At 39.6% G+C, this 24927-nt stretch carries 13 protein-coding genes and 2 CRISPR repeat arrays; of the genes, 3 read left to right on the top strand and 10 right to left on the bottom strand.

Annotation, left to right across the window (positions count from 1 at the left end):
* Positions 1–52: 52 nt before the first annotated feature.
* The 3 genes from NMG88_RS18160 (at position 53) to NMG88_RS18150 (ending at position 2910) form a co-directional block, all read left to right on the top strand.
* A complete protein-coding gene (locus NMG88_RS18160) occupies positions 53–499 on the top strand; it encodes a YlqD family protein (RefSeq protein ID WP_042153605.1) in 447 nt (148 codons plus the stop codon).
* Positions 500–587: 88 nt separating this feature from the next.
* Complete coding sequence (locus NMG88_RS18155; protein ID WP_227350443.1) at positions 588–1847, top strand: dihydrolipoamide acetyltransferase family protein; 1260 nt, start codon at positions 588–590, stop codon at positions 1845–1847.
* A 61-nt stretch (positions 1848–1908) separates the two neighbouring features.
* Positions 1909–2910, top strand: a complete 1002-nt coding sequence (locus NMG88_RS18150) for a zinc-dependent alcohol dehydrogenase family protein (protein WP_227350444.1) — start codon at positions 1909–1911, stop codon at positions 2908–2910.
* 972 nt (positions 2911–3882) lie between these two features.
* A CRISPR array of direct repeats spans positions 3883–10235; the repeat unit is 36 nt; unit sequence GTTTCCAATCAATTAATTTCCCTAGCGAGTAGGGAG.
* A 188-nt stretch (positions 10236–10423) separates the two neighbouring features.
* Here the strand turns inward: NMG88_RS18150 and cas2 are convergent.
* The 10 genes from cas2 to mrdA all read right to left on the bottom strand — a co-directional run bounded on the left by cas2 (position 10424) and on the right by mrdA (position 24875).
* Complete coding sequence (gene cas2 / locus NMG88_RS18145) at positions 10424–10705, bottom strand: CRISPR-associated endonuclease Cas2 (RefSeq protein WP_235752656.1); 282 nt, start codon at positions 10703–10705, stop codon at positions 10424–10426.
* Positions 10705–11697, bottom strand: coding sequence for a CRISPR-associated endonuclease Cas1 (cas1, locus tag NMG88_RS18140; RefSeq protein WP_254035679.1), 993 nt, complete (start codon positions 11695–11697; stop codon positions 10705–10707). The genes cas2 and cas1 overlap by 1 nt, the downstream gene beginning before the upstream one ends.
* Positions 11698–11700: 3 nt before the next feature.
* Positions 11701–11982: a CRISPR-associated protein Csx18 gene (gene csx18, locus NMG88_RS18135; RefSeq protein ID WP_254032020.1), complete on the bottom strand. Its 282-nt coding sequence runs from the start codon at positions 11980–11982 to the stop codon at positions 11701–11703.
* A 146-nt stretch (positions 11983–12128) separates the two neighbouring features.
* The gene (locus NMG88_RS18130; protein WP_235765685.1) at positions 12129–13601 is read right to left on the bottom strand and encodes a hypothetical protein; all 1473 of its coding nucleotides are present in this window, start codon (positions 13599–13601) and stop codon (positions 12129–12131) included.
* An 18-nt stretch (positions 13602–13619) separates the two neighbouring features.
* Positions 13620–15569, bottom strand: a complete 1950-nt coding sequence (locus NMG88_RS18125; RefSeq protein ID WP_254035678.1) for an RAMP superfamily CRISPR-associated protein — start codon at positions 15567–15569, stop codon at positions 13620–13622.
* Positions 15570–15574: 5 nt separating this feature from the next.
* Complete coding sequence (locus NMG88_RS18120) at positions 15575–15964, bottom strand: hypothetical protein (RefSeq protein WP_042153622.1); 390 nt, start codon at positions 15962–15964, stop codon at positions 15575–15577.
* 20 nt (positions 15965–15984) lie between these two features.
* A complete protein-coding gene (gene cmr4 / locus NMG88_RS18115) occupies positions 15985–16815 on the bottom strand; it encodes a type III-B CRISPR module RAMP protein Cmr4 (protein ID WP_227350448.1) in 831 nt (276 codons plus the stop codon).
* Positions 16812–17906, bottom strand: coding sequence for a type III-B CRISPR module-associated protein Cmr3 (locus tag NMG88_RS18110; protein ID WP_042153626.1), 1095 nt, complete (start codon positions 17904–17906; stop codon positions 16812–16814). Before NMG88_RS18110 ends, cmr4 begins: the two co-directional genes overlap by 4 nt.
* On the bottom strand, positions 17906–20938 hold the full coding sequence (gene cas10 / locus NMG88_RS18105) for a type III-B CRISPR-associated protein Cas10/Cmr2 (RefSeq protein WP_254035677.1): 3033 nt from the start codon (positions 20936–20938) through the stop codon (positions 17906–17908). Before cas10 ends, NMG88_RS18110 begins: the two co-directional genes overlap by 1 nt.
* 623 nt (positions 20939–21561) lie before the next feature.
* Positions 21562–22538: direct repeats of the CRISPR family, unit length 36 nt; unit sequence CTCCCTACTCGCTAGGGAAATTAATTGATTGGAAAC.
* A gap of 528 nt (positions 22539–23066) precedes the next feature.
* On the bottom strand, positions 23067–24875 hold the full coding sequence (mrdA, locus tag NMG88_RS18100; protein WP_254035676.1) for a penicillin-binding protein 2: 1809 nt from the start codon (positions 24873–24875) through the stop codon (positions 23067–23069).
* Between the last annotated feature and the right edge of the window lie 52 nt (positions 24876–24927).

Below are 24927 nucleotides of genomic sequence, written 5' to 3'. Positions count from 1 at the left end.
CCTACGTCGCGCGGGTGACGGCGGACGAATAACGGACACAGCATAACCACTTATGGATAATCTCAAACAATTACTGTTGAAACGACCGATTAATGTGAAAGCGGTGGTTACAAACCGTTGGAAAGACGAAGCCCAACAGCAACTTCAAGTCCAAATCAATCAAATTGATAGTCAGTTGCAACAGTTAGAAATCCAAGGACAACGCATGGTGGCGGAAATTAAACGCCAAAGCCTGCAACCTCTTGGCCCGGATGCGATGCAAAAAATAGACAGTATCCAAGTTGAGGTGAATGAACGGAAAAGTCAACTCTTAGAGCAGAAAAATCAAAACTTGCAACAACTCCAACAGGTGCAAACCCTAGAACTAGAACAGGAAGTTGTTCAAGGACAAATTGAAAGTATTTTTACTGTGGTAGAAGGCGACAATTTGGTTACCAAAATGCAAGTAGAAATTCTTCTACGAGATGGTTTAATCGAAGAAATTCGCGGCGATATTTAAAGGGTTTCGGTTAACGGTCTTGTTTGGCGTTAACCGTTAACAGTCAACCCCTATTGATAACATTTGAACTCTATTTCTTTTAACGCTTATGGCCATTCATGAAGTTTTTATGCCCGCCCTGAGTTCCACCATGACCGAGGGTAAAATCGTTTCTTGGCAAAAATCCCCCGGTGATAAAATTGAAAAGGGCGAAACGGTCTTGATCGTTGAGTCGGATAAGGCGGATATGGATGTGGAATCCTTCTATGAAGGGTATCTGGCCACGATTATTACTCCGGCCGGAGAAGCTGCCCCCGTGGGTAATACCATTGCCTTAATCGCGGAAACTCAAGGGGAAATTGAACAGGCGAAACAAAAAGCCGCCTCTGCTACCCCGGCTACCCCCGCCGCCGTAGCCCAACCCGTTGCAGCTAGTCCGGTGGCGACGGCCGTTGTCGCAACCCCGACCCCCCCTAAAAATCGCCGAATTATTGCTTCTCCTCGCGCCCGCAAATTGGCCAAGGAACTCAATTTAGATTTAGCAACCTTAACCGGAAGTGGGCCAAATGGTCGGATCATTGCGGAAGACGTGGAAACAGCATCGGGACGTCCGGCTGCGGTTCAGACTCCCTCCCAAATCCCGGCTCCGGCTGTTAGTAAGCCCATGACAGCCCCAACTCCAGCAACTGTTCCCCTGGGTCAAGTTGCCCCGATGAATACCCTCCAAAACGCCGTGGTCAGAAATATGACCGCGAGTTTATCGGTGCCGGTATTCCGGGTGGGATATACGATTACAACGGATGGGTTGGATCAGCTTTATAAACAACTGAAATCTAAGGGTGTCACCATGACGGCACTCTTAGCAAAAGCGGTGGCGATGACGTTACAAAAACATCCGATTTTGAATGCCAGTTATGTAGAAAATGGGATTCAATATCGGGCGGGAATTAATATTGCGATCGCCGTGGCTATGCCCGATGGTGGTTTAATTACTCCGGTATTAAAAAATGCCGATCAAATTGATCTTTATTCCCTGTCTCGGACTTGGAAAGATTTAGTTGAAAGGTCTAGGGCGAAACAGTTACAACCCGATGAATATAGCAGTGGAACCTTTACTCTCTCCAATTTAGGAATGTTTGGAGTCGATAAGTTTGATGCGATTTTACCTCCGGGTCAAGGTTCAATTTTAGCCATCGGTGCGTCCCGTCCCCAATTAGTGGTTTCTGCCGATGGTTCTATGGCGGTTAAACGCCAAATGCAAGTGAATATTACTTGTGATCACCGGATTATTTATGGGGCGGATGCGGCGACATTCCTACAAAGTTTGGCTAAATTGATTGAAACTAATGTTCAGTCGTTGACTATGTAAATTCGTTGTTGGGCTTTAGCCCAACAACAGCCCAACAACAAAACTTAATCATTGGTAAATTATGAAAGCAGTTCTCATGACAGAAGTTGGGGAACCAAATGTTTTACAACTTCAAGAAATACCCGATCCTCAAATTAAATCTGATACTGAGATTTTAGTCCGTTTAAAGGCGGCGGGAATTAATCCGGTTGATACCAAATTACGCAGTCGGGGTACTTTTTATCCCGATCAAATGCCCGCTATTTTGGGTTGTGATGGGGCGGGAATTGTAGAAGCCATCGGTTCAGAAGTTAAAAAATTTCAAGTCGGAGATGCGGTTTATTTTTGCAATGGGGGTTTGGGTGCAGAAGCGGGCAATTATGCGGAATTAGTTATTATTGATGAAAAATTTGCCAGCTTGAAACCCCAAAGTTTGAGTTTTGTGGAGGCGGCGGCGGCTCCTTTAGTTTTAATTACCGCTTGGGAAGCATTGTATGATCGGGGACGATTACAACCGGGACAAAAGGTGTTAATTCATGGCGGTGCGGGTGGGGTGGGTTATATGGCGATTCAGTTAGCCCTATTACAAGGAGCAGAAGTTGCCACAACCGTTAGTTCCGCCGATACTGCGACTTTGGTGCAGGAGTTGGGGGCAGATTTAGTGATTAATTATAAAGAAACTAATTTTGTCGATCAAATATTAGAATGGACGGGGGGAGAAGGAGTTGATTTAGCTTTTGATACTATTGGCGATGGGGTTTTTTATCAAACAGTTTTTGCGGTTAAAAATTATGGGGATTTGGTAACTATTTTAGAACCCGATCTAAAATTAGGAAATTTGAAAGAAGCTCGGTTACGGAATTTAAGAATTAGTTTGGAGTTGATGTTAACGCCGATGTTACAAGATCGGGTTCATGATCAATTGGATCAAACTAAAATTCTGCAACAATGCGCTCGGTTAATTGATGAAGGGAAATTAAAAATATTAGTCAATAAAACTTTTCCCTTAGCATCAGCATCGGAAGCTCACAAAGTATTAGAAGCAGGCGGAATGAAAGGTAAATTGGTGTTAACAATAGAATAATTGAGATAAACAGTAGAGACTAATGGATAGAAACCCGATTTAACCAAGCATCTACTCAATCGTGGAGTCGGATTATTCTTTTTTATTCTGAGGATGAATCTGATGCCCTGAAGCGGTTTTTTGATTTATTTGAGGAATTTTTGAAGAGTGAACAGTTGCCAAAAGATGATGCAACAAATCATGGCGAAATGTCAGAGGAGTTGAGTGTTGTAGCAGTAAATAGTTGAGTCCGATATCAAGAGGGATGCGAAAGTGCGATCGCGCTTTGAAATTGGGGGATGGGAGAGGCGCGATCGCCTATTTAGAGTTTGCTGAAAAAAGATGAAAAGCCGAGAGAGTCGGGAGGAGGAGAGGGCAGAAAGGGATAATGGTGCAAGGAATTAGTGTATATAGCAAGAGGCAATAGGGAATAGGCAATCTCGCTATAGGTAAATACTTACTGTAAGCAGCTTTTAGCTTTCAAGAATGTCCTAATAGATGTGGCGACTGCTATACTTTTTCAGCAAGCCCTATTTCTACACCTAACCATATTTAACCACTAAAGCTCTAGTAAAAACTGGGGCTTTTTTTTAGTGAGATCGGAATCAATTAATTTCCCTAGCGAGTAGGGAAATTAAGTTTATCTGAGTTTTAAAAGGGTCTTTAGAGTTTTTCAAAAGTTAAAAAGTTAGAGATTTTGTCGCTACGGAAGTCTCTAATTTTTTCCTATTTGCGGAGTCGAGTGGAGTCGAAGCCTTTTCGATTTCCGCATTAATAAAAGACTTCGACCAATTTTGTCTTAACTACCTATTTCTAGGTAATGACAAAGGAATTTGCCGTAACCCTTCGGCCGGGGAATTGCCTTTACTGCTATGGAGACCTTGTTTCTATGCGGTAGAGCGGCCTCCCAAAGTTATATTACTCGAAATCTACTCTTTTTGTCAACAGTTACCTCTCATATTAATAGAAAACTTCCACTAATTTTGTCTTAGCGTTTCCAATCAATTAATTTCCGTAGCGAGTAGGGAGTATTGCAAAACATTTACGATAGATAAAAAAACATTTTCTGTTTCCAATCAATTAATTTCCCTAGCGAGTAGGGAGAGGGAACTGCTATGTTTTTACCTCCTATGCGGTCATTACTTTTAAGTTTCCAATCAATTAATTTCCCTAGCGAGTAGGGAGTGGTGGACAGCGAAAACAATGGGGTAAAAGACATCCCGTTGAAGTTTCCAATCAATTAATTTCCCTAGCGAGTAGGGAGATCGCACTTAATTAAAAATGCGATCGCTCTTTTTATTTATGTTTCCAATCAATTAATTTCCCTAGCGAGTAGGGAGGTAGATTTAAGAGTGCATTGCTGGCGTTTGCGCTGATGGTTTCCAATCAATTAATTTCCCTAGCGAGTAGGGAGTGAACGTTGGAATCGTCGGGAGAAAGAAGAGTTACGTTCGTTTCCAATCAATTAATTTCCCTAGCGAGTAGGGAGGGTATGGCAAATGGAATGGTCAAAGTTTGATTCAAGCCATTAAAGTTTCCAATCAATTAATTTCCCTAGCGAGTAGGGAGAGATGGATTCTCATTCTTAGTAATGGGTTTCACTGGTAAGGTTTCCAATCAATTAATTTCCCTAGCGAGTAGGGAGAAAACATCTGTTCCTTAGAGAGATAACTCTCTTTTCTTAGTTTCCAATCAATTAATTTCCCTAGCGAGTAGGGAGAATAAACTAGAAAGGTTTATACCTCTTAGTACAAATGTAGTTTCCAATCAATTAATTTCCCTAGCGAGTAGGGAGCTGTGCCCAGTAGTGTTCATCCTCACCCTCAAAGACCTTAGGTTTCCAATCAATTAATTTCCCTAGCGAGTAGGGAGAAGCTCACGATCCGGCTGTTGATGTTCTCTCTAAAGTTTCCAATCAATTAATTTCCCTAGCGAGTAGGGAGAGAAAGAAAACTTGAGTGCTTCTCCTAAAGGAAGTATGTGTTTCCAATCAATTAATTTCCCTAGCGAGTAGGGAGTTGAACAATTAAAAATAGAAATTGAAGAGTTCACTCTCTGGTTTCCAATCAATTAATTTCCCTAGCGAGTAGGGAGCTGGAGTAAAGAATTGGAAGAAAGGGGTTACACTTCAGATGGTTTCCAATCAATTAATTTCCCTAGCGAGTAGGGAGAACGTTTAACATGCAGCTCTCATCAAGTCTGAATGTCTTTTCAGGTTTCCAATCAATTAATTTCCCTAGCGAGTAGGGAGTAGTAACCACATGTATTTGCGGTGTCTTGAATGTGGTGGTGACTGTGTTTCCAATCAATTAATTTCCCTAGCGAGTAGGGAGGATGTAATTGTTCTTTCTGAAGTAGAACAATTACATCTGGGTTTCCAATCAATTAATTTCCCTAGCGAGTAGGGAGACCAAGTTCTTAAACCGTGCCCAGCAAGGTGGTTCTTGGAGTTTCCAATCAATTAATTTCCCTAGCGAGTAGGGAGATAAACACTTCAGGTTTCTTCTCTACCTGCACAGTCATGTTTCCAATCAATTAATTTCCCTAGCGAGTAGGGAGGAGAAAAAGATTATGATTACCTTAACTCGCTACGAAATCGTTTCCAATCAATTAATTTCCCTAGCGAGTAGGGAGATCTGAATTAACTATTGATGTTGAAAACTTGATTGACTTTGAGTTTCCAATCAATTAATTTCCCTAGCGAGTAGGGAGCCACCCAAGAAATTACCGAATTTGAAGGAGAACTACACTGTTTCCAATCAATTAATTTCCCTAGCGAGTAGGGAGAAGGAGGAGAAAGAGGGAAGAACCAAGGTAGAATTACGCCAGAGTTTCCAATCAATTAATTTCCCTAGCGAGTAGGGAGTCACCTTCCCGTAATTGGGAACTATGTGAAGATACTATGTGTTTCCAATCAATTAATTTCCCTAGCGAGTAGGGAGCACAAGGTCAACAATTAGCTAATGTATTAATTGAAAGTTTCCAATCAATTAATTTCCCTAGCGAGTAGGGAGTCTCCATGAAATTACATGAAGAAGAAAATGACTGATTTAAATACTCTATTGGTTTCCAATCAATTAATTTCCCTAGCGAGTAGGGAGTTCAGACTCTCTTTCTAATATCTCTTTATCTTTTAGTTTCCAATCAATTAATTTCCCTAGCGAGTAGGGAGATTAAGAGAAAGGGAAACCTATTATGTCTACTGAAATGTTTCCAATCAATTAATTTCCCTAGCGAGTAGGGAGATTTAGAAGATAATTGGTTTTCAATTGAAGATATTGTTTCCAATCAATTAATTTCCCTAGCGAGTAGGGAGTCGTTGAGGATTCTGAAATCCTTCGACTCATTGAGTTTCCAATCAATTAATTTCCCTAGCGAGTAGGGAGTTAGAAGGTTCTGGAGTTTATTGGATGACTCCTGAAGAAGCGGGAGGTTTCCAATCAATTAATTTCCCTAGCGAGTAGGGAGACCGGGATTTTAATTCCGATGTTAGTGGCTCTCTTCATATGGAAATGTTTCCAATCAATTAATTTCCCTAGCGAGTAGGGAGTTCCTAAATCTTAACCCAAATAAAATAGGATTATTTACTTTGTTTCCAATCAATTAATTTCCCTAGCGAGTAGGGAGTGTGAATGACTTCCTTACACACTTAGAGTTAAGTCTGGTTTCCAATCAATTAATTTCCCTAGCGAGTAGGGAGAAGTTGTTGATGAAGGGTATGAAATCATTTGACCCTATGAGTTTCCAATCAATTAATTTCCCTAGCGAGTAGGGAGCTCTTAGAGGGTTTAGCTGAAGCATCCAGCTGGAAGAGGGATGTGGTTTCCAATCAATTAATTTCCCTAGCGAGTAGGGAGTACGCTTATATTAGTTCTGAAGGTAGACCATTACCTATACATCGTTTCCAATCAATTAATTTCCCTAGCGAGTAGGGAGCGGATATAAGTATTAATTAATTAATTATATAGATATAGAGAGTTTCCAATCAATTAATTTCCCTAGCGAGTAGGGAGTGGCTACTTCTAAATTTTTAGTTTCTAGTTCCAACTTGAGTGTTTCCAATCAATTAATTTCCCTAGCGAGTAGGGAGTTGAAGAGTAGGGGGCTCCTACTTTATCTACATTAAACTTGAAGTTTCCAATCAATTAATTTCCCTAGCGAGTAGGGAGTAGAAGCATCCTCCACTTGAATACCACTTACTGATTCGTTTCCAATCAATTAATTTCCCTAGCGAGTAGGGAGAAGGGACATTAAGATTAAAGATAGATGTTAATGATTGTGTTAAGTTTCCAATCAATTAATTTCCCTAGCGAGTAGGGAGTAAATTTTTATTATGGTCTCATAGAGTAGAAACCATTGTGTTTCCAATCAATTAATTTCCCTAGCGAGTAGGGAGAAGAAAACCTCATTTGCTTTTTCATCTAAACCTAGTTTCCAATCAATTAATTTCCCTAGCGAGTAGGGAGCCTTCACACAGGTTCAAACATATAATTAAGCATATACCTGAAGTTTCCAATCAATTAATTTCCCTAGCGAGTAGGGAGTATACGGAGACAAACTTATGTATTTAACACTTGCTGAATATGAAGGTTTCCAATCAATTAATTTCCCTAGCGAGTAGGGAGAAGATATCACTAAGTATCACGCCTATAAAGACAGTAATACTTAGTTTCCAATCAATTAATTTCCCTAGCGAGTAGGGAGTATCATACAACAGAATGTGTCCTTCATCGTTGGTTTGGGTAGTTTCCAATCAATTAATTTCCCTAGCGAGTAGGGAGATTAATTAAAGAAATCCTTTCTGATAACTTATTCATTACGTTTCCAATCAATTAATTTCCCTAGCGAGTAGGGAGTACCTATAAAAAAACCTTTTGTTATTACACAGGATATCTGTAAGTTTCCAATCAATTAATTTCCCTAGCGAGTAGGGAGGTAACTCCTCTAAGGTATCTACATGGGTTCAAGTATTGTTTCCAATCAATTAATTTCCCTAGCGAGTAGGGAGTCTATCAAAAACCTTGCGTCCTCCAACTCTCTGAGGTTTCCAATCAATTAATTTCCCTAGCGAGTAGGGAGATGAAATGTGATGAAAAAGAAGATGGCAGTATCCTGTTTCCAATCAATTAATTTCCCTAGCGAGTAGGGAGTGGAAACAGCACTTAGTAGTGACACAGTGGCTAAGGTCTTTGTTTCCAATCAATTAATTTCCCTAGCGAGTAGGGAGTATATAATTATCCTAATCTCAATGGATTAAGGTAGTTATAGTTTCCAATCAATTAATTTCCCTAGCGAGTAGGGAGTATCAGAATTCAAGATCCTAGAATCAAGGAAAATATTGGTTTCCAATCAATTAATTTCCCTAGCGAGTAGGGAGAAAGAAACAGCTATTTGCATGGAGATGCCTGGTTTCCAATCAATTAATTTCCCTAGCGAGTAGGGAGTTAATGGAGAAAGACTCATGAATATTTGTACAACTACTTCCAGTTTCCAATCAATTAATTTCCCTAGCGAGTAGGGAGTTTATTAAGGGTTATTTCCTTTATATGACATGGGTTAATAAGTTTCCAATCAATTAATTTCCCTAGCGAGTAGGGAGGACATGTAACTTTTGTAGTAAGTTCATTTAATCCTTTAGTATTGTTTCCAATCAATTAATTTCCCTAGCGAGTAGGGAGTTAATAGATAATATTGTTAATAAGAAGGAAGAAAATGAGTGTTTCCAATCAATTAATTTCCCTAGCGAGTAGGGAGTTCTAATTGCAAAGAGGATTGACACTATTCAGTCCTCTTTTAGGTTTCCAATCAATTAATTTCCCTAGCGAGTAGGGAGAGAACAGGAATATTATGATTACGACTGTGATTATGATTGTTTCCAATCAATTAATTTCCCTAGCGAGTAGGGAGTGTAAATAAATTGAGAGAAAGATTATGAACCTCTACAGTTTCCAATCAATTAATTTCCCTAGCGAGTAGGGAGGGTAGAAACCGGAGTGAGTTAGAAACTAATATTACCAAGCAGGTTTCCAATCAATTAATTTCCCTAGCGAGTAGGGAGTGTTAAATAGTATCCCAGTGACTCTACATGGTTCTGAAAGTGTTTCCAATCAATTAATTTCCCTAGCGAGTAGGGAGTGGGTACTACATCCAAGCCTTGAATAAAGCTAAACATGTAGGAGGTTTCCAATCAATTAATTTCCCTAGCGAGTAGGGAGCCGACCTCCAGTATCTTCAGGAAGATTTGGAGGGTCGTCTTCCTGTTTCCAATCAATTAATTTCCCTAGCGAGTAGGGAGTCCTAAGTCCAAAGTCTCTAGCAAAGTGGCAACTAGCCACGTTTCCAATCAATTAATTTCCCTAGCGAGTAGGGAGTACACAAACCCTGAAATAGACATTGATGGTTATGAAGTTTCCAATCAATTAATTTCCCTAGCGAGTAGGGAGATGTAACACTTGCTACTGATATCCTTGATAGAGCAGTTTCCAATCAATTAATTTCCCTAGCGAGTAGGGAGTGAAGGAATTTTCGTTAACAAATCTCACATTCCTTGTTTCCAATCAATTAATTTCCCTAGCGAGTAGGGAGACCCTTATGGGTCGGAGCTTTAGTCGTCGGGACAACACTTTTGTTTCCAATCAATTAATTTCCCTAGCGAGTAGGGAGATTATCTAACATTGTTTTAAGTAGGCCTTTTAGCCTACATTGTTTCCAATCAATTAATTTCCCTAGCGAGTAGGGAGGCTGATGTAAAAGATATCCCAGATATCTTGTCTGATGTTGGTTTCCAATCAATTAATTTCCCTAGCGAGTAGGGAGGCAAGTTGCCTAATGGACAGGTTGACCCAGCATGTTTCCAATCAATTAATTTCCCTAGCGAGTAGGGAGATTAGGGAGTAAAGGGATGTTTTAAATACATCCTTAATGCGTTTCCAATCAATTAATTTCCCTAGCGAGTAGGGAGCGGGTTTAAAGGTTTGAATGGTACTCTCTCCTCCCTGAGTTTCCAATCAATTAATTTCCCTAGCGAGTAGGGAGTACACAAAACGAAACTGGGGCTCGAAATTGAAAAGTTTCCAATCAATTAATTTCCCTAGCGAGTAGGGAGTTTGGGATGATAGCATACATCCTCAAAGAAATGACAAAGGGGTTTCCAATCAATTAATTTCCCTAGCGAGTAGGGAGTCGCCATACATATCCATGACATTCATTCCGTCAGGGGCATCGTCGTTTCCAATCAATTAATTTCCCTAGCGAGTAGGGAGAGGTAAAGGTTCAGAAGACACACCAAGCTTATCGAGGTACTAAATTAGGTTTCCAATCAATTAATTTCCCTAGCGAGTAGGGAGTCCTCCCATTTTAAACCCAGACGCCATCGGTTGTCCAGATAAGGTTTGCGAGACTGATAAAAACAGTTGGCTGAAACAACATTTTACTCCTGAATCAAAATCTCAGAACCCTTACAGGAAGGGTAGGCGAGGCTATAAACAGCAGAATCGATATCATAGGCATTCAAGCTTCAGCTTCGCAAAAAACATCAAATAATTATTGAACTCGGATACTCAGTAATCTCTGGCCCCTGACCCCAAATTTCTACACTTCCCCAAGTATGGCGAGAAAGCGGATAAAATCTCAGGTTATCCTCAGCCAAATTTACTTGTTTCTTTAAGCGTTTCTGTAACTCAATGTATTTCGATTGAGCCAAAACACACTCAAACACCGAATATTGAACCCGCTTCCCATATCCCTCCAATAAATTCGCCACTTTACGGCGACGTTTATCACAGGGAATATCATAAGCGACAATGTAAAATAACATCAGCGAATTTCATAAGGTTTATATCCTTCAATTGGGTTGTAAACAAACTGCTTAAAAGCCTTGACTTGTTGAGTCAGAGTATCCCATCGGGGCTGATTTTCTCCGGTGGCAGTGGTTAACTTTTCTTCCATCCTTTGTAGAAACGCTTTCAAGTATTTAATTCTACCGGAATCATTCAGAAAACAACCTCCATCATGGTAAGTAAAATCTGTATTTGCATCAATCATATTACGATTAATTAAATACATCACCAAAGAATCTACAATCGGCGCTCTAAACTCCTCAATTAAATCAGAAGCTAAGGCAGCATGACGTTCTGTTCCTTGGTGTAAACAACCAAAATAGGGGTCAAGTCCCTGAAGTTCAATTAAACTCAAAAGATGATTCCAGAGAACTTGATAGCCAAAACTCAATAAAGCATTCACCGGATTTCCTGGGGGACGACGCGATCGCACTGTAAAGACAAACTTAGGATTAGTTAAACATTCTCCCAAAGCTGAAAAATATTGAGCCGCCGCTGCACCTTCGAGTCCCATTAATCGCTCCCAACTTTCTGCTTGTATCACCTTTTCCATGAGATGATTTAAACTTTGAATCGCAAAAGTAATCACATCAGAAGATTGACGACGGGCTTGGCGCTGGAGAATGACTCGACTATTTTTTAGTTTAGCTTGAACAAGGCGACGAGCAATAATTAAACGGTCTACTCTGGTCAATTGTTGTTGATAACGGGATAGGTGTCTGTAGCCACGTTCAACGGGTAAAACTCTACCATAACAATATCCCATACGAGATAGATAAGCAATCGGAACATTACGAATTAAACAGGCTCGAATTGCTTGGGTAGTGACTTGAGATTTACCAAAAATTAACACTTGTTCAAGTAGGGGAATTTGAGCTTCTGCTAAGACTTCTTTTCCCTTTTTGATTAACAAACTTTCAGCTTCTAAAGTTAGATAACATCCCTGTTGAGAAACATAAAGTGTTAACATAACCTAGCGTTCAATTTCATTAGATGAACGAGAATCTAATTGAGAAGAATATGGTGTATTCTGATGTAAAGGAATTTCCCCCATAGAACGAGCAGGTTGCAGAAAACGAATTACTCCGTCGGCAAAAGTAGCGGTAAAGAAACTAGCAACGGTGACTAAAAAGGTATTACTGATTACTGCCATTAATCCCAAAGGGGCAATTAATAAAATAATCAAGGTGATCGCTCCGTTCACAATGGCAATAGCAAAATTCCGAACCACAATGGCACGAGTATAACTATACATGGTACAATCCTTAATGGTTTTTAATGTTCTAATAGATTCAACAAACTTCAAAGCAGGAATTACGGAAAAATTTGTTAAAATCTAAAATTCTGGAAATGTATAATTTAAACCAAATCACATCAGCAAAAATACGAATTAATTACATTTTAGGGTTCATATTGTTTGATTTTGCTGATAAGATAATTATGAACTCTCATAAATAGAGTAGCTCCTTCTAAGGATGTAAAAGATTGGTTAGTCAAAGTATTTAAACAAGTTAAAACCCGCTTTTTCCAACTGCTTTCACAATCCTGCTGTCGGTCAACCTTCCAGGCTAGAAAAAGTTCATATTCTGTTAATCCACCCAAGCGATGAGATAGCTGATTTCTCATTGTTCTTGCTGAAGACCAGAAAGCTATAAAATCTTGGCTCTTTGATGTACTTGGGATAGCAACTTTGATAAGATCTTCTGAAAACCTGCCCTTTAATTGTTCTGAATTTGAAGATTGAAAATATCCCTGTCGGCGTATTTGAGGATATTGTTCAAGGATTGAGGAGGAAATTGTTAGATATTCACCCCCTCGATTTTGAACGAAATTTGGAAAAGTCTGAATAGCCCATAAATAAATTGTACCTTCAATTGCTCGATAACTATGTAACATTACTTCAGCAGTATTTTGTTGTTTAAATCTCACCACACCTAACATTGCTTGTTCATATCCCATCCACCACCAGTAGTTTCCTTGATTTTGTTGAGGAGGATTTAAAATACTTTCAGAACATCTGAAAAAATCTTTAAAATTACCTTGATTCCATTGAATGCCCGCTTTAACTAAATTGCGGAGACAACCAAAATTTTCAGGATCTTGTTCAAAATAAGGCTCTAATAAATCAGACACTTCATCATAGTCAAATCGTTCCAATAACTTTAAACATTGTTGTTGAGTTCTATCCCAAAGATAATTTGTTCCTAAAAACGGGCCAGTATAATCAGAAGGAACTCCTTGATAGTTCTTGACAGGATTGGCTTTAAACTCATAAAATTGAATGCGATCGCCATATAAACTCAGACCAGAAACCCTCGCCGCTTCCGAGGCTTGACCCACTCCGCCCTTTAAACACACCCAAACCAACTGATTTTTCACCCGGATTTGATTTCGCCAAACCCGTGACCACCAGCGAAACATTTCTTCAAAATTAGAAGGGTTAGTTCCATCTTCTCCTAATGGAATAATTGTTATTTTTTCACTTGTTAGATGTTTAAAATTATCCATCAACCAAGATTTAATAATTTCAGCCGAATAAATAGTATCCTTCTCTCTTTCTCTAATTCCTTCCTGTTGATTGGTAGCAATTAAATAAACTTGAGAGATTGTTCGACCTTGTTCTAAAAAAACTTTACCAAAAATAATCGGTTTAACTCGTTCTCGATATTGTTCAATATTTTCTAACAAATACTGAGTCAAATCTCGATAGCTTTTCTCAGCAAATCTTAAATCGGATAAAACCTCTGCCTGTTCTCCAATAATCGCGCCATTTTGAATACGATCATCCCCCACATTATACCATTCTCCCGAAGTAATTTGAAAACTTAAATCACGGGTTCCAATGGTTGCGACTAAAATTGATTGTTGAGACATAAAAATTAAATCCTCATCTTAATTTAGTGGCCAAATTTGAGCAAAGTTATCTTTGAGAGTATTCTGTTTTAACTTCTCAAGATAAGATTTTCGAGGGTTTTCTGTTGCTCCAAATATCGTGACAACTTGATAATCTTCTAAATCTGCAATCCAAACCGGAGAAGGTTTAACCCCTCGACTGACTCGACCACATAAATTGCCGTCATAATTATTATTAATCTTTAATTGAGAACCATGAAGAACAGCCAAAGCATAAGGTTTACCAAAGTCTTCTTCTCCTGAACAAACAACAATTTGACAATTACTATCAATTGCTTCTTTCCAGTTATCTTGATGCACTTGTCCTAGATTAATCGGATTATTTACTGCACGAATATTAGGAATATTGGGTAATTGAGAAAGAGCTTGATAAAAATGTCGCAAATGAATCTGAAATTTTTGTTGAAATTCCTTAACATTATTTGGTAGATTCCAGAACGAATTATCATCATTAGGAATTAAAGTGGAGCCGCGCCACCAAGGAGCATATTGACGGTTTTGACGAGAATAACAAGGTCGTCTAGCACCCTGTCCAATACCTCCTAAATGAAACATTAACCAAGTTAAATTCTTCATTAAAGTTGCGATCGCTTGTTTGGTTTTTGTTTCTGTTGGACTTCCTAAAGAATAAGAAAAATTTAAAATTCCTTCCTGTTCTCCACAATCACCATCATTCTTTTTTGGTTCTTTTTGAGTAACTTTGCCTTCTAAAATTTCAACTCTAATCCAACCCCATTCCCGGTCAGGATTAATCCCTCCAAATAGTTTATTTTCCCAAGCCGAAACTTCTCCTAAAGGTAAAACTCCCAGGGCTAAACTTCTAAACCAATATCTCAGCATTGATTTAAACGCCACAGGGCGCACTTCTGCTTCTGCTTGACCTCGATGTTGCCAATTTTGGTTTCGATCATTCCAGTTCCATTGGGTGAACTTTTGTCGCCCATGAATCAGTTGACCTTGCAAGGTAAATTCTAAGCTAAAAAACTCCTCTTTCGGTCGTGCTTCTCCTGCTTTCATTAGTTCTCCATAACCCGTATTTACTTGAGAACCAATTCCCGCTTGTAGTCCTTTAACTAACCATTTCTTAACTTGGTTTAAGACTTCAATATCAGTACATCCACTGGCTAAACGTAAACCAATTAAAAACATTGGTTCTTTTAAAGATAAAAATGGATTAGGATTAGGATTATACTTGCAATCATTTCCCTCCCATTTCCAAATATTATTTGCCATATCTACCATTAATCCATCTTGATTTGGTAGGGGATAAGCGTCTAAAAATACAACTTTTCCAGAGCGGTTTTCCCCTTTTTCTTCAAGAGAACCAAACCAAGGTGCTACCCGTTTCTCAGCTTCTTTCCAGTCTACTTTTTCCTTAGACATGATTTCCCGAATAGCTTGGTTTCTAGCCACACCTCGCAAACTAGAAGATGGGATATAAGGCATTCCCAAAGCATCAAAAGCCGGGAGTAAAATACTTTCTGGCCCCCGATGCCCACCTACACGAATTCGCCAAGGACATTTGACTTGAAAACTGTTTCCTTCACCCGCAATTAATTTTGTCCGGTCTGTTAATTGTTGAAGGCGTTGTTGATAGTTAGCATTTTCCTCCGCCATTTGCAGAATTTGAACTTTTGTAGCATCCTTGTGTTCAGTATCGGGCGATCGCATCCACCGCAAATATTCTACAAAACTCGCCGTTTTATCGGGTAAAGGTTCATTTTCATTGTCAAGCCAAGGTGACGGTTGATTAGGTCTGTTGGAGCCCCCGCCACCACCATCTCTGCGACCACCATCACCACCTGATGAACGGTTAGGGTTTAGAGAAGTTGATCGAGACGTATTACGTTGAACCGCTTGATTAGGGCGAGAGGTCGCTGGTGGCTGTTCTCCTGGTCTTGTAGGTCTTGTCGGTCGATCAAAAGCCATAATATTTATTCTCCTTTGATATCGTGATAAATAGCATTTGCCCAAAAGCTAAATTCTTGAGCTACAGTTAGACCCAAACCTGTTAACCCCAAATATTCATCGGTTCCTAATGTTTTAAGAGTCTTGAGTCCATCAGAATTTGCTAGGTTTTTGATTTCTGACAGTTGTTCTAAACAGGCAAAATATTTTTTAACCACATCTTTTTTACCGTCTTGACTTAACGCCGTTTCTTCTGCTTTAAGCCGCATTATTCCCCAAGTAGAAAGATAGGTATAAAGTTCAACAGCTTGGCTTTTTTGTTCTTTAAGACGAGCATCTTGATTGTTATATTGAGTTCGCAGTCCTGATAATGCCTCATAAACAGGAGTAGCAATAGTACGCGGATCAAAGGTCATAGTTTTAACTCCTTAAATAATCAATTTAACCAAGATTGAACAAAACCCCGTCCCAAACTTTCTTGACCTCCAATTTGCAAAACCTCATTACCTGAAAGCAAGTCTTGAAAATCTGTTTTTGATTGTTCTGCTGTGCCATTAGCTTGTGATGTAATTCCCCAAGGAAAATACATTAAAGTATCAGGGGGAATCGCTTCTTCATAACGAAAACCACCATCAACGGATTTATGCTGATCAAGTTTTACTTTGACTTGTCGCCACAAACTCATTTGAACTAATGTGGCACAATGTTGATCAGAAAGTAATAACACCCGTTGCACAGATTTAGTTACTTTATTTTGAGGGAAAAACTCTTTCCAATTGTTCCAAGCTAAAAGTTCATTTTGTTTTAAAATTGCATCCTTGAGATAAATATTAGAACCCGATAAATTAGTGCTATAAGGAGCCGGAATTTCGGGTAAATTGGGGTTGAATCTTGCCCAACGGTGTAATAAAAGCGGGCAACTAATCCATACTACACCATGACTCAAAGAAGGAACGGGCAACCATAATAAGGAACCATCTCCAATCCAAATATCTCCTTGTTCTAATTGAGTGAGTCTTTTATCGATTTCTAATTCATAATTATCCAAAAATTCGGGATTTTCTAAATCCTTTAAATCAGGGCCAAATAACTTAACCAGGGTAATGCGATCGCTCACACTAGCTCTGATTTTACCTCGAATGGTACTAGAAGGAATATAGGGTAAATTAGTATGGGATTCCCTGGCAATTCCTAATAAATTTCCCTCTTGAGTTGTTCCTCCCGTATGTAACGGAGAGAGTAAATATAAAAACACTAAATCGGTCATGATTCTCCTTGATAATTAATCCAAAGTAATTCAGAGTATCCCAATTTTCGCCAATTATTGGCTTTCATCCCCGCATTATCCTGAAATAAAGATTCGGGTTTCTCTAAATAATAAAGACTCCCTGGGGATGCAGCAAATACTTGAGGTGCGGGAATGCTTTTGTTTTCGGTTTTTTCTCGAAATCGGCAACTAATAGCAACGGGTTTTTCTGTAGCAACACTCACTAACGAACCTGGGGTTTGATTATGATTAGTCGTGTGAGCTAGTTTCCATTCCCAGGGCCATGCTCGACAGATGGATTTGCCTGCATCATGTTTCCGTTCAAATACCCCAGGTGTTACTAAATAAGCAATGGATTTACCCCCAGTTTCAAAGTTTTTATCCGATGTGTTTTTGAGAGTTTGCCATTGTTGGTCAAGAGGTTCGCACCTTTCCAAAATAGCGCGATGTCCTTCTCCTCCGAGTTGAATAATAGCCGGAGTTTTGATATCTTGATTTAGACCAATAGCTAAACTCCAACCCGTTGCCATTCGGATAGTATTTTCTACAAAATAACCATCAGAATCTTTAACTTGACGAGTCCCTTCTTGGATGGTGTTATGGGAACGAGTTTCTACTTTCCAAAGTTCTGTTTCTGTATCATCTTTCGCTAACCAATCCTGTTTTTTAATGTTTCCTGTCTTTAAGAATTGTGAGACAGTATTACAACTTAGATATTGGCGAAATTTAAGTTCCTGATTGTCTTCATCCTCAGAATCATTACTTGAATATACTTTAACTAACGGACAAGGTTTTTCAGTATTCCAGAGACTTTGATTAAGATTAGAATTCTGACTCCAAGCTAAAGGAATTAAGGGTATTGAACCCACAAATCCTAAAGGACGAGGTAAATAGAGTTGATTTTGATAGGAGAAAAAAGGCCCTTTTAAATCAACTGGGTCACTTGTTCCTAAATAAGACCGAATGGCGCTCCCTAATGTATGACCATTTGGAGGGAAAATACTCCCTGCCCAGGCTCGTTCACCTGGAGTAAAAGGTTTAGCATCTCTAAATAATAACACATCAATTGGCGTTATTTTATACCAAAACATTAAGATTTTCCTCCTAATTTAATCTGGCGATTTCTCAGAATAAAAGCTGCTAATTTTAGCCAATTATTGACTTGCAGCATATAATCTTTTTTCGTTGTTGTTTGCCATAAATTTTCTAAAAATGAAGTTAAATTCCGTTTAAAATCTTCCTGTTCTTCAAGAGATTCAAACTGTTCCCGTCGAGAACAAAAAGATTGAGTCCAAGGAGCGATCGCTTCAAAAACCGGAGCGGGATGTTGATTCCAAATCGTTGCAGCTTGTTCAAAAATTGCACTATCTAATTTAGGCAATTCTATCAACTTTCGCCAAGTGTTAAAAGTCTCAAACTTAGTCGTAGATTTTAAGACATTACCATTACCATAAATTACCCGAACTTGTATAGCATTTTTTTTCTGTTTGTCAGGAGATAAATGCTCTTTAGCTTGTGCTTCTGCTTCCCAAAGGTTATCTAATGCGATCGCCATTGGAACAGAATGATGGGCTATCACAATACCAAAACTAATAGTAGCTTTATGCCCCATCGTAAACAAAGGACGTTTTGCTAAATTATTAGGTAGAGTTTCGCCTTTCCATTGCCAATAATCTCCATCATTAGAAAACTGATTTCCAGGGTCAGGATTACCTTTAAAACACTCTCGAATATCCCATAACCAGCTATCCCATTCCCATAGATTTGTAGAGGCTAAAACATCATCTCCTCCACTATAAATTAACCGTCCAGCATAACGTTGTTCAGTTATATAGGGAACCAATTGATTAGAAAAATCCAATAATGCTCGACTTAATGCAACATGAGTTGATGGCCCCATACGCTTTTTCTGTTTCAAGAATGCTTGAAAAGATTGACGTACAGAGTTCTCTAATTCAAAAAGCGAGCTTTTTTCTTCAGGAGGTTTTTCCATCTGATTTAATAATTGATTAGGAACATAATCTTGATAAGGATTCAAGTGTTTTCCTTTCAACCATTCGCTCATCCCATCGCCATCACCAGCAGCAATTACATACCAAGATGCGGGATTATTTTGAGGATAATAACTATCAATTTTAGTTTGAACTTGAGTGCGTAATTCTTGCCGTTCTTGAAGATTAAGATTTTTCTTATCCTCAACTAGCCATCCGGCATTGAGTAAACGGGGATGATAGGATTGGAATTGATTTTGACCATCAACCCAGGGAATACCCCATTTACTTTGCATTTGAGAAATAACGTTATTTGCCCAATCAAAATCATCTAAAATCCCTTGACAAGCGTTATGAAAATGATCAACATGGTCAGAATTTAATTTCTCAGAATTTAGTTTCAGATATCCTGCTACTCCTGCGGTTAAATCTGGATAAGACCCAGCAATTTCATGCTCATTTAAGTTCAATAGTTCAGGTAAAACTTTATGTAATACTCGCTTGACTGTTTCGGTGGCATTGAGTTCTTCAATACCATCAAATAACCCGGCATCTTGTTTCCAGAGTATCCGACTATCTCCTTCAGTTAACCAATCATGTTTATCAATATGTTGATCAGGATGAACAACAGGGCCTAATCCTGAAATTGTTGAACGGGGGCCAAAAGCAGTCGGAATTTCCCAGGTGCGTGCATTTTTTATTGAAGTTAGAGCGAATCGAGTTTGGTCAAAAATATGAGGCCACCAAGAGCCGACATTAACACTAGAAGGATAGCGATGTTGTTTCTGTTTTCTTAGTTCTCCCGCACGTTGCAAAAACTGAGTTTCTTCCTCTAAAAATAGTGATTCTCTTTCAGAGAGATTACAAAGTTTGTTCTGAGCATCCCTCCAGATTTGTTCTTCATTTTCTTTGTAGATTTCGCTACTTCTTAATTGTTGGTTTAAATCTCCCAATGGAAAAGCACTCCAATAGGTCTGCCATTGTGCATCTAACCAAAGTTTCCAACTACTACTATTTTCTGTTAAATTTGGCATCCAAGATGGATTTCTACGCCCTTGCAATTCTACAAATACTAAATGACTTAATTCCTTCCATTCTTTTAATAAAATTTGCTTGGCAGTTTGCATGGCAGCTTTAACCGCATTTTGAGGAAGAATCAAAACAATTACATTAGGAAAACCTGCTGTTAAAACTTGCTGTGATCTGGGTTTGGGTATCCATTGTTTAAAATCTGGCCATTGCTTTAATAACCAAGTATCAATTAAAGGTTGTTCAAATAAACAAGGATAAATTAAACTATCTGGGCCATAAATTCTAGCTAATTCCCAACAAACTTTAGCAGATAAATAATGGAGAATCCATGAACCTGCCCAAAAATCTCGCATTTTGCGACTAGCTTTTATTAGTTCTTGAACAGGAGAAAAACTGAAAATTCCAATATAAGGACGGGAGGGAATTTGACCAGACGGCCATCTTTTTAGGACTTCATCAGTTAAATCCGTTCCTGTTAATGCACCTGCAACCGCAGCCGTTAAGCTAGTATGGCTCCAAATTGAACCATCGGGAATCCGAGTTTCCGCAGGCATTAAGAATAAAGATTGGTCATTGCTAAAACTATTGCAGACTTCAATCGGTAAACAACGCCATAACCACCAAAATACTTTTTGAGGATTCTCAATTTCTCGAATTGATTTTAATTGGTTATCCGTAGGATCAATAATTTGACAATCAAATAATTTTTCTTCAATTTCATTAAGATAATTGGCTCGATTTGAAGCATTAATTAGTGTTTCATGATCGGAATTTTGTAATTTCCAGATTTGAGATTTACCCGACAAAAGATGTCGAATTTCTAATCCTTGGTTAGATTGACTTTTCGGAGCATAGTTAACGGTTTCTGATAAACTTCCTATGGCTGACCGATCACTGGCTGAAGTAATATAATCAGCTAAAAGAATGTGTTTGAAAAATGTTCCTTGAGATTCTTCGGGATTCCAATTATTTTGCCTCCACTGCTCCATCACACGAAGCTCTTTCCAGCAACTATTTGAACCTCGTCCAGTATTATGTAATGCTTTCAATACTGGATCATGCAGCAAACCCCAAATTTTGGCTTGCCAAAAAAGTGTCATAATTCCTTACTTCCCATTTCATGAACAGAATTGACTTTACTAATCATTGCTAGTCAGTCTTTTCTTAGTTATCCAAGAAAATAAAACTGAATACTAAGAATGCTTGCAGGGGTGGCTGTGCAGAACAGTTCTTTTAATCAAAACGTTGGAGCATATTGAGTTGATTCACTAGACTTAACAGGATTTGGCAGGTTTGTTAAATCTACGGATTTAACCGATGTGATTCTCTCAGCACTTAACTATTTACTGACTTTACCACCCTGTGATACCTTATGTCTTGGATTTCACAATATTTATGGTTTAAGTCACAAAACTCAATAATCCTTAAAAAATCTACACTTTTAGAGCAATATTGGCTGAATACTTACAATGAACTAGCGTTGAGCGATGTTGCTAATTGCCTCGTTAGTTCAATCTAGGGAACACCTCCCTATAGGTTTTTGCGAGGCTGAAGCTTGAATGTCTATGATATTGATTCTGCGGTTTATAGCCTCGCCAGTCCTTCCTGTAATGGTTCTGACGTTTTAATTAAGGAGTAAAATCTTGTTTCAGCCGATGAAATTTCCGCAGCCTCGCAAACCCCCCCTAGACAACCGATGGCGTCTGGGTTTAAAATGGGGGGACTCCCTACTCGCTAGGGAAATTAATTGATTGGAAACGGCAGCCCCTTTCACAAAAGCCGGAACTCTTTCTATGTTGCTCTCCCTACTCGCTAGGGAAATTAATTGATTGGAAACTTCCAATAATTCCAACGCTTCTTTCATAATCTATTTTTGCTCCCTACTCGCTAGGGAAATTAATTGATTGGAAACTGTGCGAGTAACGCGGCTTTAGCGTTGTTAAGAGCGATTGACTCCCTACTCGCTAGGGAAATTAATTGATTGGAAACTCCCGTTTAAATGCGGAGATCGAAAAGGCAACCGAGGCTATCTATGCCAGACACGGGCTCCCTACTCGCTAGGGAAATTAATTGATTGGAAACTAAAACAAAGCATTTTCGGAAGATGTTTGCTCCCAGCAATCCGCTCCCTACTCGCTAGGGAAATTAATTGATTGGAAACTTGATTTAATTCCACTTCGTGAATATTGAACATACAAAAGACTCCTCCCTACTCGCTAGGGAAATTAATTGATTGGAAACACCTTCATAAATAGGTTTATCTCGACCGTCATACTCAGTCCCCTCCCTACTCGCTAGGGAAATTAATTGATTGGAAACACCCGATAAAACACTTTCTGAATCGGCTCAAGCGGTGTTTAATTTCATCTCCCTACTCGCTAGGGAAATTAATTGATTGGAAACTCTTGGTTTGAATCTATAAGACCGCGCTTCTTTAACTCCCTACTCGCTAGGGAAATTAATTGATTGGAAACACATCAGTCTGTGTACATTTATCTTACTAATTTCTTTCATCTCCCTACTCGCTAGGGAAATTAATTGATTGGAAACTTTCCCATTCGTCACCCGAATCTTTTGGATAGTTGTCTCCCTACTCGCTAGGGAAATTAATTGATTGGAAACAGTAAAGGAATGTGAGACTTGTTAGGCGGAATTCCCCTCCCTCTCCCTACTCGCTAGGGAAATTAATTGATTGGAAACTCAGAATAAAAACACTATAAGAAGGATTAAACCCCTTCTTATTTTCTTTACTCCCTACTCGCTAGGGAAATTAGAAGATGCGCTGAAGCGCAACAACTACCTCCTAGGGAAATTAATTCATTAGAAACATTAGATTATTGTAAAAATCCTCATTGATTGGAAACGTCAACCTAATTCGTAATTCGTAATTCGTAATTCATACTCGCTAGGAAAATTAATTGATTCCGATCGCACTAAAAAAAAGCCCCAGTTTTTACTAGGGCTTTAGTGGTTATAGCAGTCGCCAGACCTATTAGGACAAAGAGTGATGCAGCAAAGCTAGACGGTGAAGTCTTTTTATCCGGTGTTCCCTCCCCCCCTAGCCCCCCGTGCACGGGGGGTTGGGGGGGCTGTTCCCTGCTATAAATATGGTTAGGTGTAGAAATAGGGCTTGCTGAAAAAAGATGAAAAGCCGAGAAAGTCTGGAGGAGGAGAGGGCAGAAAGGGATAATGGTGCAAGGAATTAGTGACAAAAAGTTAATTCAGATTTTATTGACCTTTGCCTCCAGATTTGCTTTTAGAAAAATAAGTTTGAAACATTGCCTTAGCAATAGGAGCGGCGGATTTAGATCCATAACCCCCATTTTCCACCACGACCGCGATCGCAATTTCAGGATTTTCGGCGGGGCCAAAAGCCACATATAGGGAGTGATCGGTTTGTCCCGATACCTCCGAGGTTCCGGTTTTACCCCCCGTCAGAGGAATTGAACCATCATTCATCCCTTGACCCGTCCCGTACTCAACCACAGAAATGAGTCCATCCTTAATCACCTGAATCGCTTCGGGTTTCAGTCCCGTCGGTTCCGGTTTAGCTGCCGGGGTCTGGGTCAAATCCGCCAAAAGATGGGGTTTAACCCGATATCCACCATTAGCGATCGCGGCTACCATCACCGCCAACTCCAATGGAGTTGCTAATACAGTCCCTTGACCAATCGACATGGTGACCGTATCCCCTAAATACCAAGGTTCCCCATAGGTTTTTTCCTTATCCTCTGGGGTGGGGATAAATCCCTCTGAGCCTTCGGGCAACCCTAAAAGTTTTAAACTGTTGTTCTCAATCCCTAAACGTTTCCCCCACTCGGCGATCGCTTCCGGGCCTACAGCCATCCCCAATTGATAATAAAACGTATTACTACTAAAGGCGAGGGCATCTCTAAAACCAATCACCCCGTAACCCCCACTATGTTCGTTAAAGGTAATTCCCCCCACCGTAATCGAAGGGTATGTACCAATCACTGAGTCTGGACTAAATTTACCCGAACCCATAGCCGCGGCTGAGGAGACAATTTTGAAGGTACTCCCCGGTGGATATCCTTGCAAAGCGCGATTTAAAAACGGATCATCTCCATTTTGGAGTTCTTCCCATTGTTTTTGGCTAATGGGTTTAGTAAAAATATTGGGATCAAATCGGGGACTACTGGCCATAGCCAGAATTTCTCCGGTTTTGGCATTTAAGGCCACCGCTGCCCCCCGACGATCTCCCAGGGCGGCTTCGGCGGTTTTTTGTAAATCTAAATCGAGGGTTAATCTCACATTTTCTCCCCCTTTAGATTCGTTATCGCCCAATTCCCGTAATTCTTGGTTCATGCTATTGACTTCAATCAAGCGGGAACCCCAAACCCCTGAGAGTTTCTGATTGGCTTGGGCTTCAATCCCTAACTGTCCCACAACCATCCCCATCGGCCATTGCGGGTGTTTTTTCAAATCCTCGGCGGTGGCTTCACCAATATAACCAAGGATCTGTGAAGCTAAGTTTCCTTCGGGGTAATAACGGTTAGATTCGCTTCTGACTTCCACGCCGGGTAAGGATTTTTCTCCTAACCAAATAAAGGCTTGGGGGGTCAAAAACTGACTAATTCTGACGGAGGCTGCGGACTGATATCCGGCTTTTTCAATTGGGGCTAAAATTCGTTCAGGAGTTATATTAATGATTGGACTGAGGATTTTGGCAATTTTTTCCCATTCCTGGGGGGTATGTTCATTCGGCCAAACATATAAAGCCTGGGTGAGACGATTGGCGGCTAATTGTTTATCATTGCGGTCTAAAATATAACCCCGATTTGAGGGAATCGGAATCATGCGAATCCGGTTTTGATCGGCTCGATCTCGGTTCTTCTGACCATCTACCACTTGCAGTTGCACTAACCGAAAAGAATGCACACCCATGGCTAGAGTTGTGAGTAACATTAAAAAAACCGCACGATAGAGGGGACGAATTTCTCGTTTTTGATTGGCTCGCCAGGAAATTTCTGTTTGACGATTATCCCGATTCCGACCCCAAGAATAATTAGTTTCCATAATTCTCCAAATTTTAAAATAGATTGTTATTGTGGGTTGACTTTAACCCTAG

It is taken from the genome of Planktothrix agardhii, from assembly GCF_904830935.1.
Taxonomy (GTDB): domain Bacteria; phylum Cyanobacteriota; class Cyanobacteriia; order Cyanobacteriales; family Microcoleaceae; genus Planktothrix; species Planktothrix agardhii.
Note: the sequence above shows the minus strand (reverse complement) of the source record. Positions and strands in the feature narration are given on the sequence as shown.

Coding starts and splice junctions, on each gene's coding strand:
- NMG88_RS18155 (WP_227350443.1), top strand. CDS start 588: ATGGCCATTCATGAAGTTTTTATGCCCGCCCTGAGTTCCACCATGACC.
- NMG88_RS18160 (WP_042153605.1), top strand. CDS start 53: ATGGATAATCTCAAACAATTACTGTTGAAACGACCGATTAATGTGAAA.
- csx18 (WP_254032020.1), bottom strand. CDS start 11,982: ATGTATAGTTATACTCGTGCCATTGTGGTTCGGAATTTTGCTATTGCC.
- NMG88_RS18110 (WP_042153626.1), bottom strand. CDS start 17,906: ATGTTTTGGTATAAAATAACGCCAATTGATGTGTTATTATTTAGAGAT.
- cas10 (WP_254035677.1), bottom strand. CDS start 20,938: ATGACACTTTTTTGGCAAGCCAAAATTTGGGGTTTGCTGCATGATCCA.
- NMG88_RS18130 (WP_235765685.1), bottom strand. CDS start 13,601: ATGTCTCAACAATCAATTTTAGTCGCAACCATTGGAACCCGTGATTTA.
- cas2 (WP_235752656.1), bottom strand. CDS start 10,705: ATGTTATTTTACATTGTCGCTTATGATATTCCCTGTGATAAACGTCGC.
- mrdA (WP_254035676.1), bottom strand. CDS start 24,875: ATGGAAACTAATTATTCTTGGGGTCGGAATCGGGATAATCGTCAAACA.
- NMG88_RS18120 (WP_042153622.1), bottom strand. CDS start 15,964: ATGACCTTTGATCCGCGTACTATTGCTACTCCTGTTTATGAGGCATTA.
- cas1 (WP_254035679.1), bottom strand. CDS start 11,697: ATGTTAACACTTTATGTTTCTCAACAGGGATGTTATCTAACTTTAGAA.
- NMG88_RS18150 (WP_227350444.1), top strand. CDS start 1,909: ATGAAAGCAGTTCTCATGACAGAAGTTGGGGAACCAAATGTTTTACAA.
- cmr4 (WP_227350448.1), bottom strand. CDS start 16,815: ATGACCGATTTAGTGTTTTTATATTTACTCTCTCCGTTACATACGGGA.
- NMG88_RS18125 (WP_254035678.1), bottom strand. CDS start 15,569: ATGGCTTTTGATCGACCGACAAGACCTACAAGACCAGGAGAACAGCCA.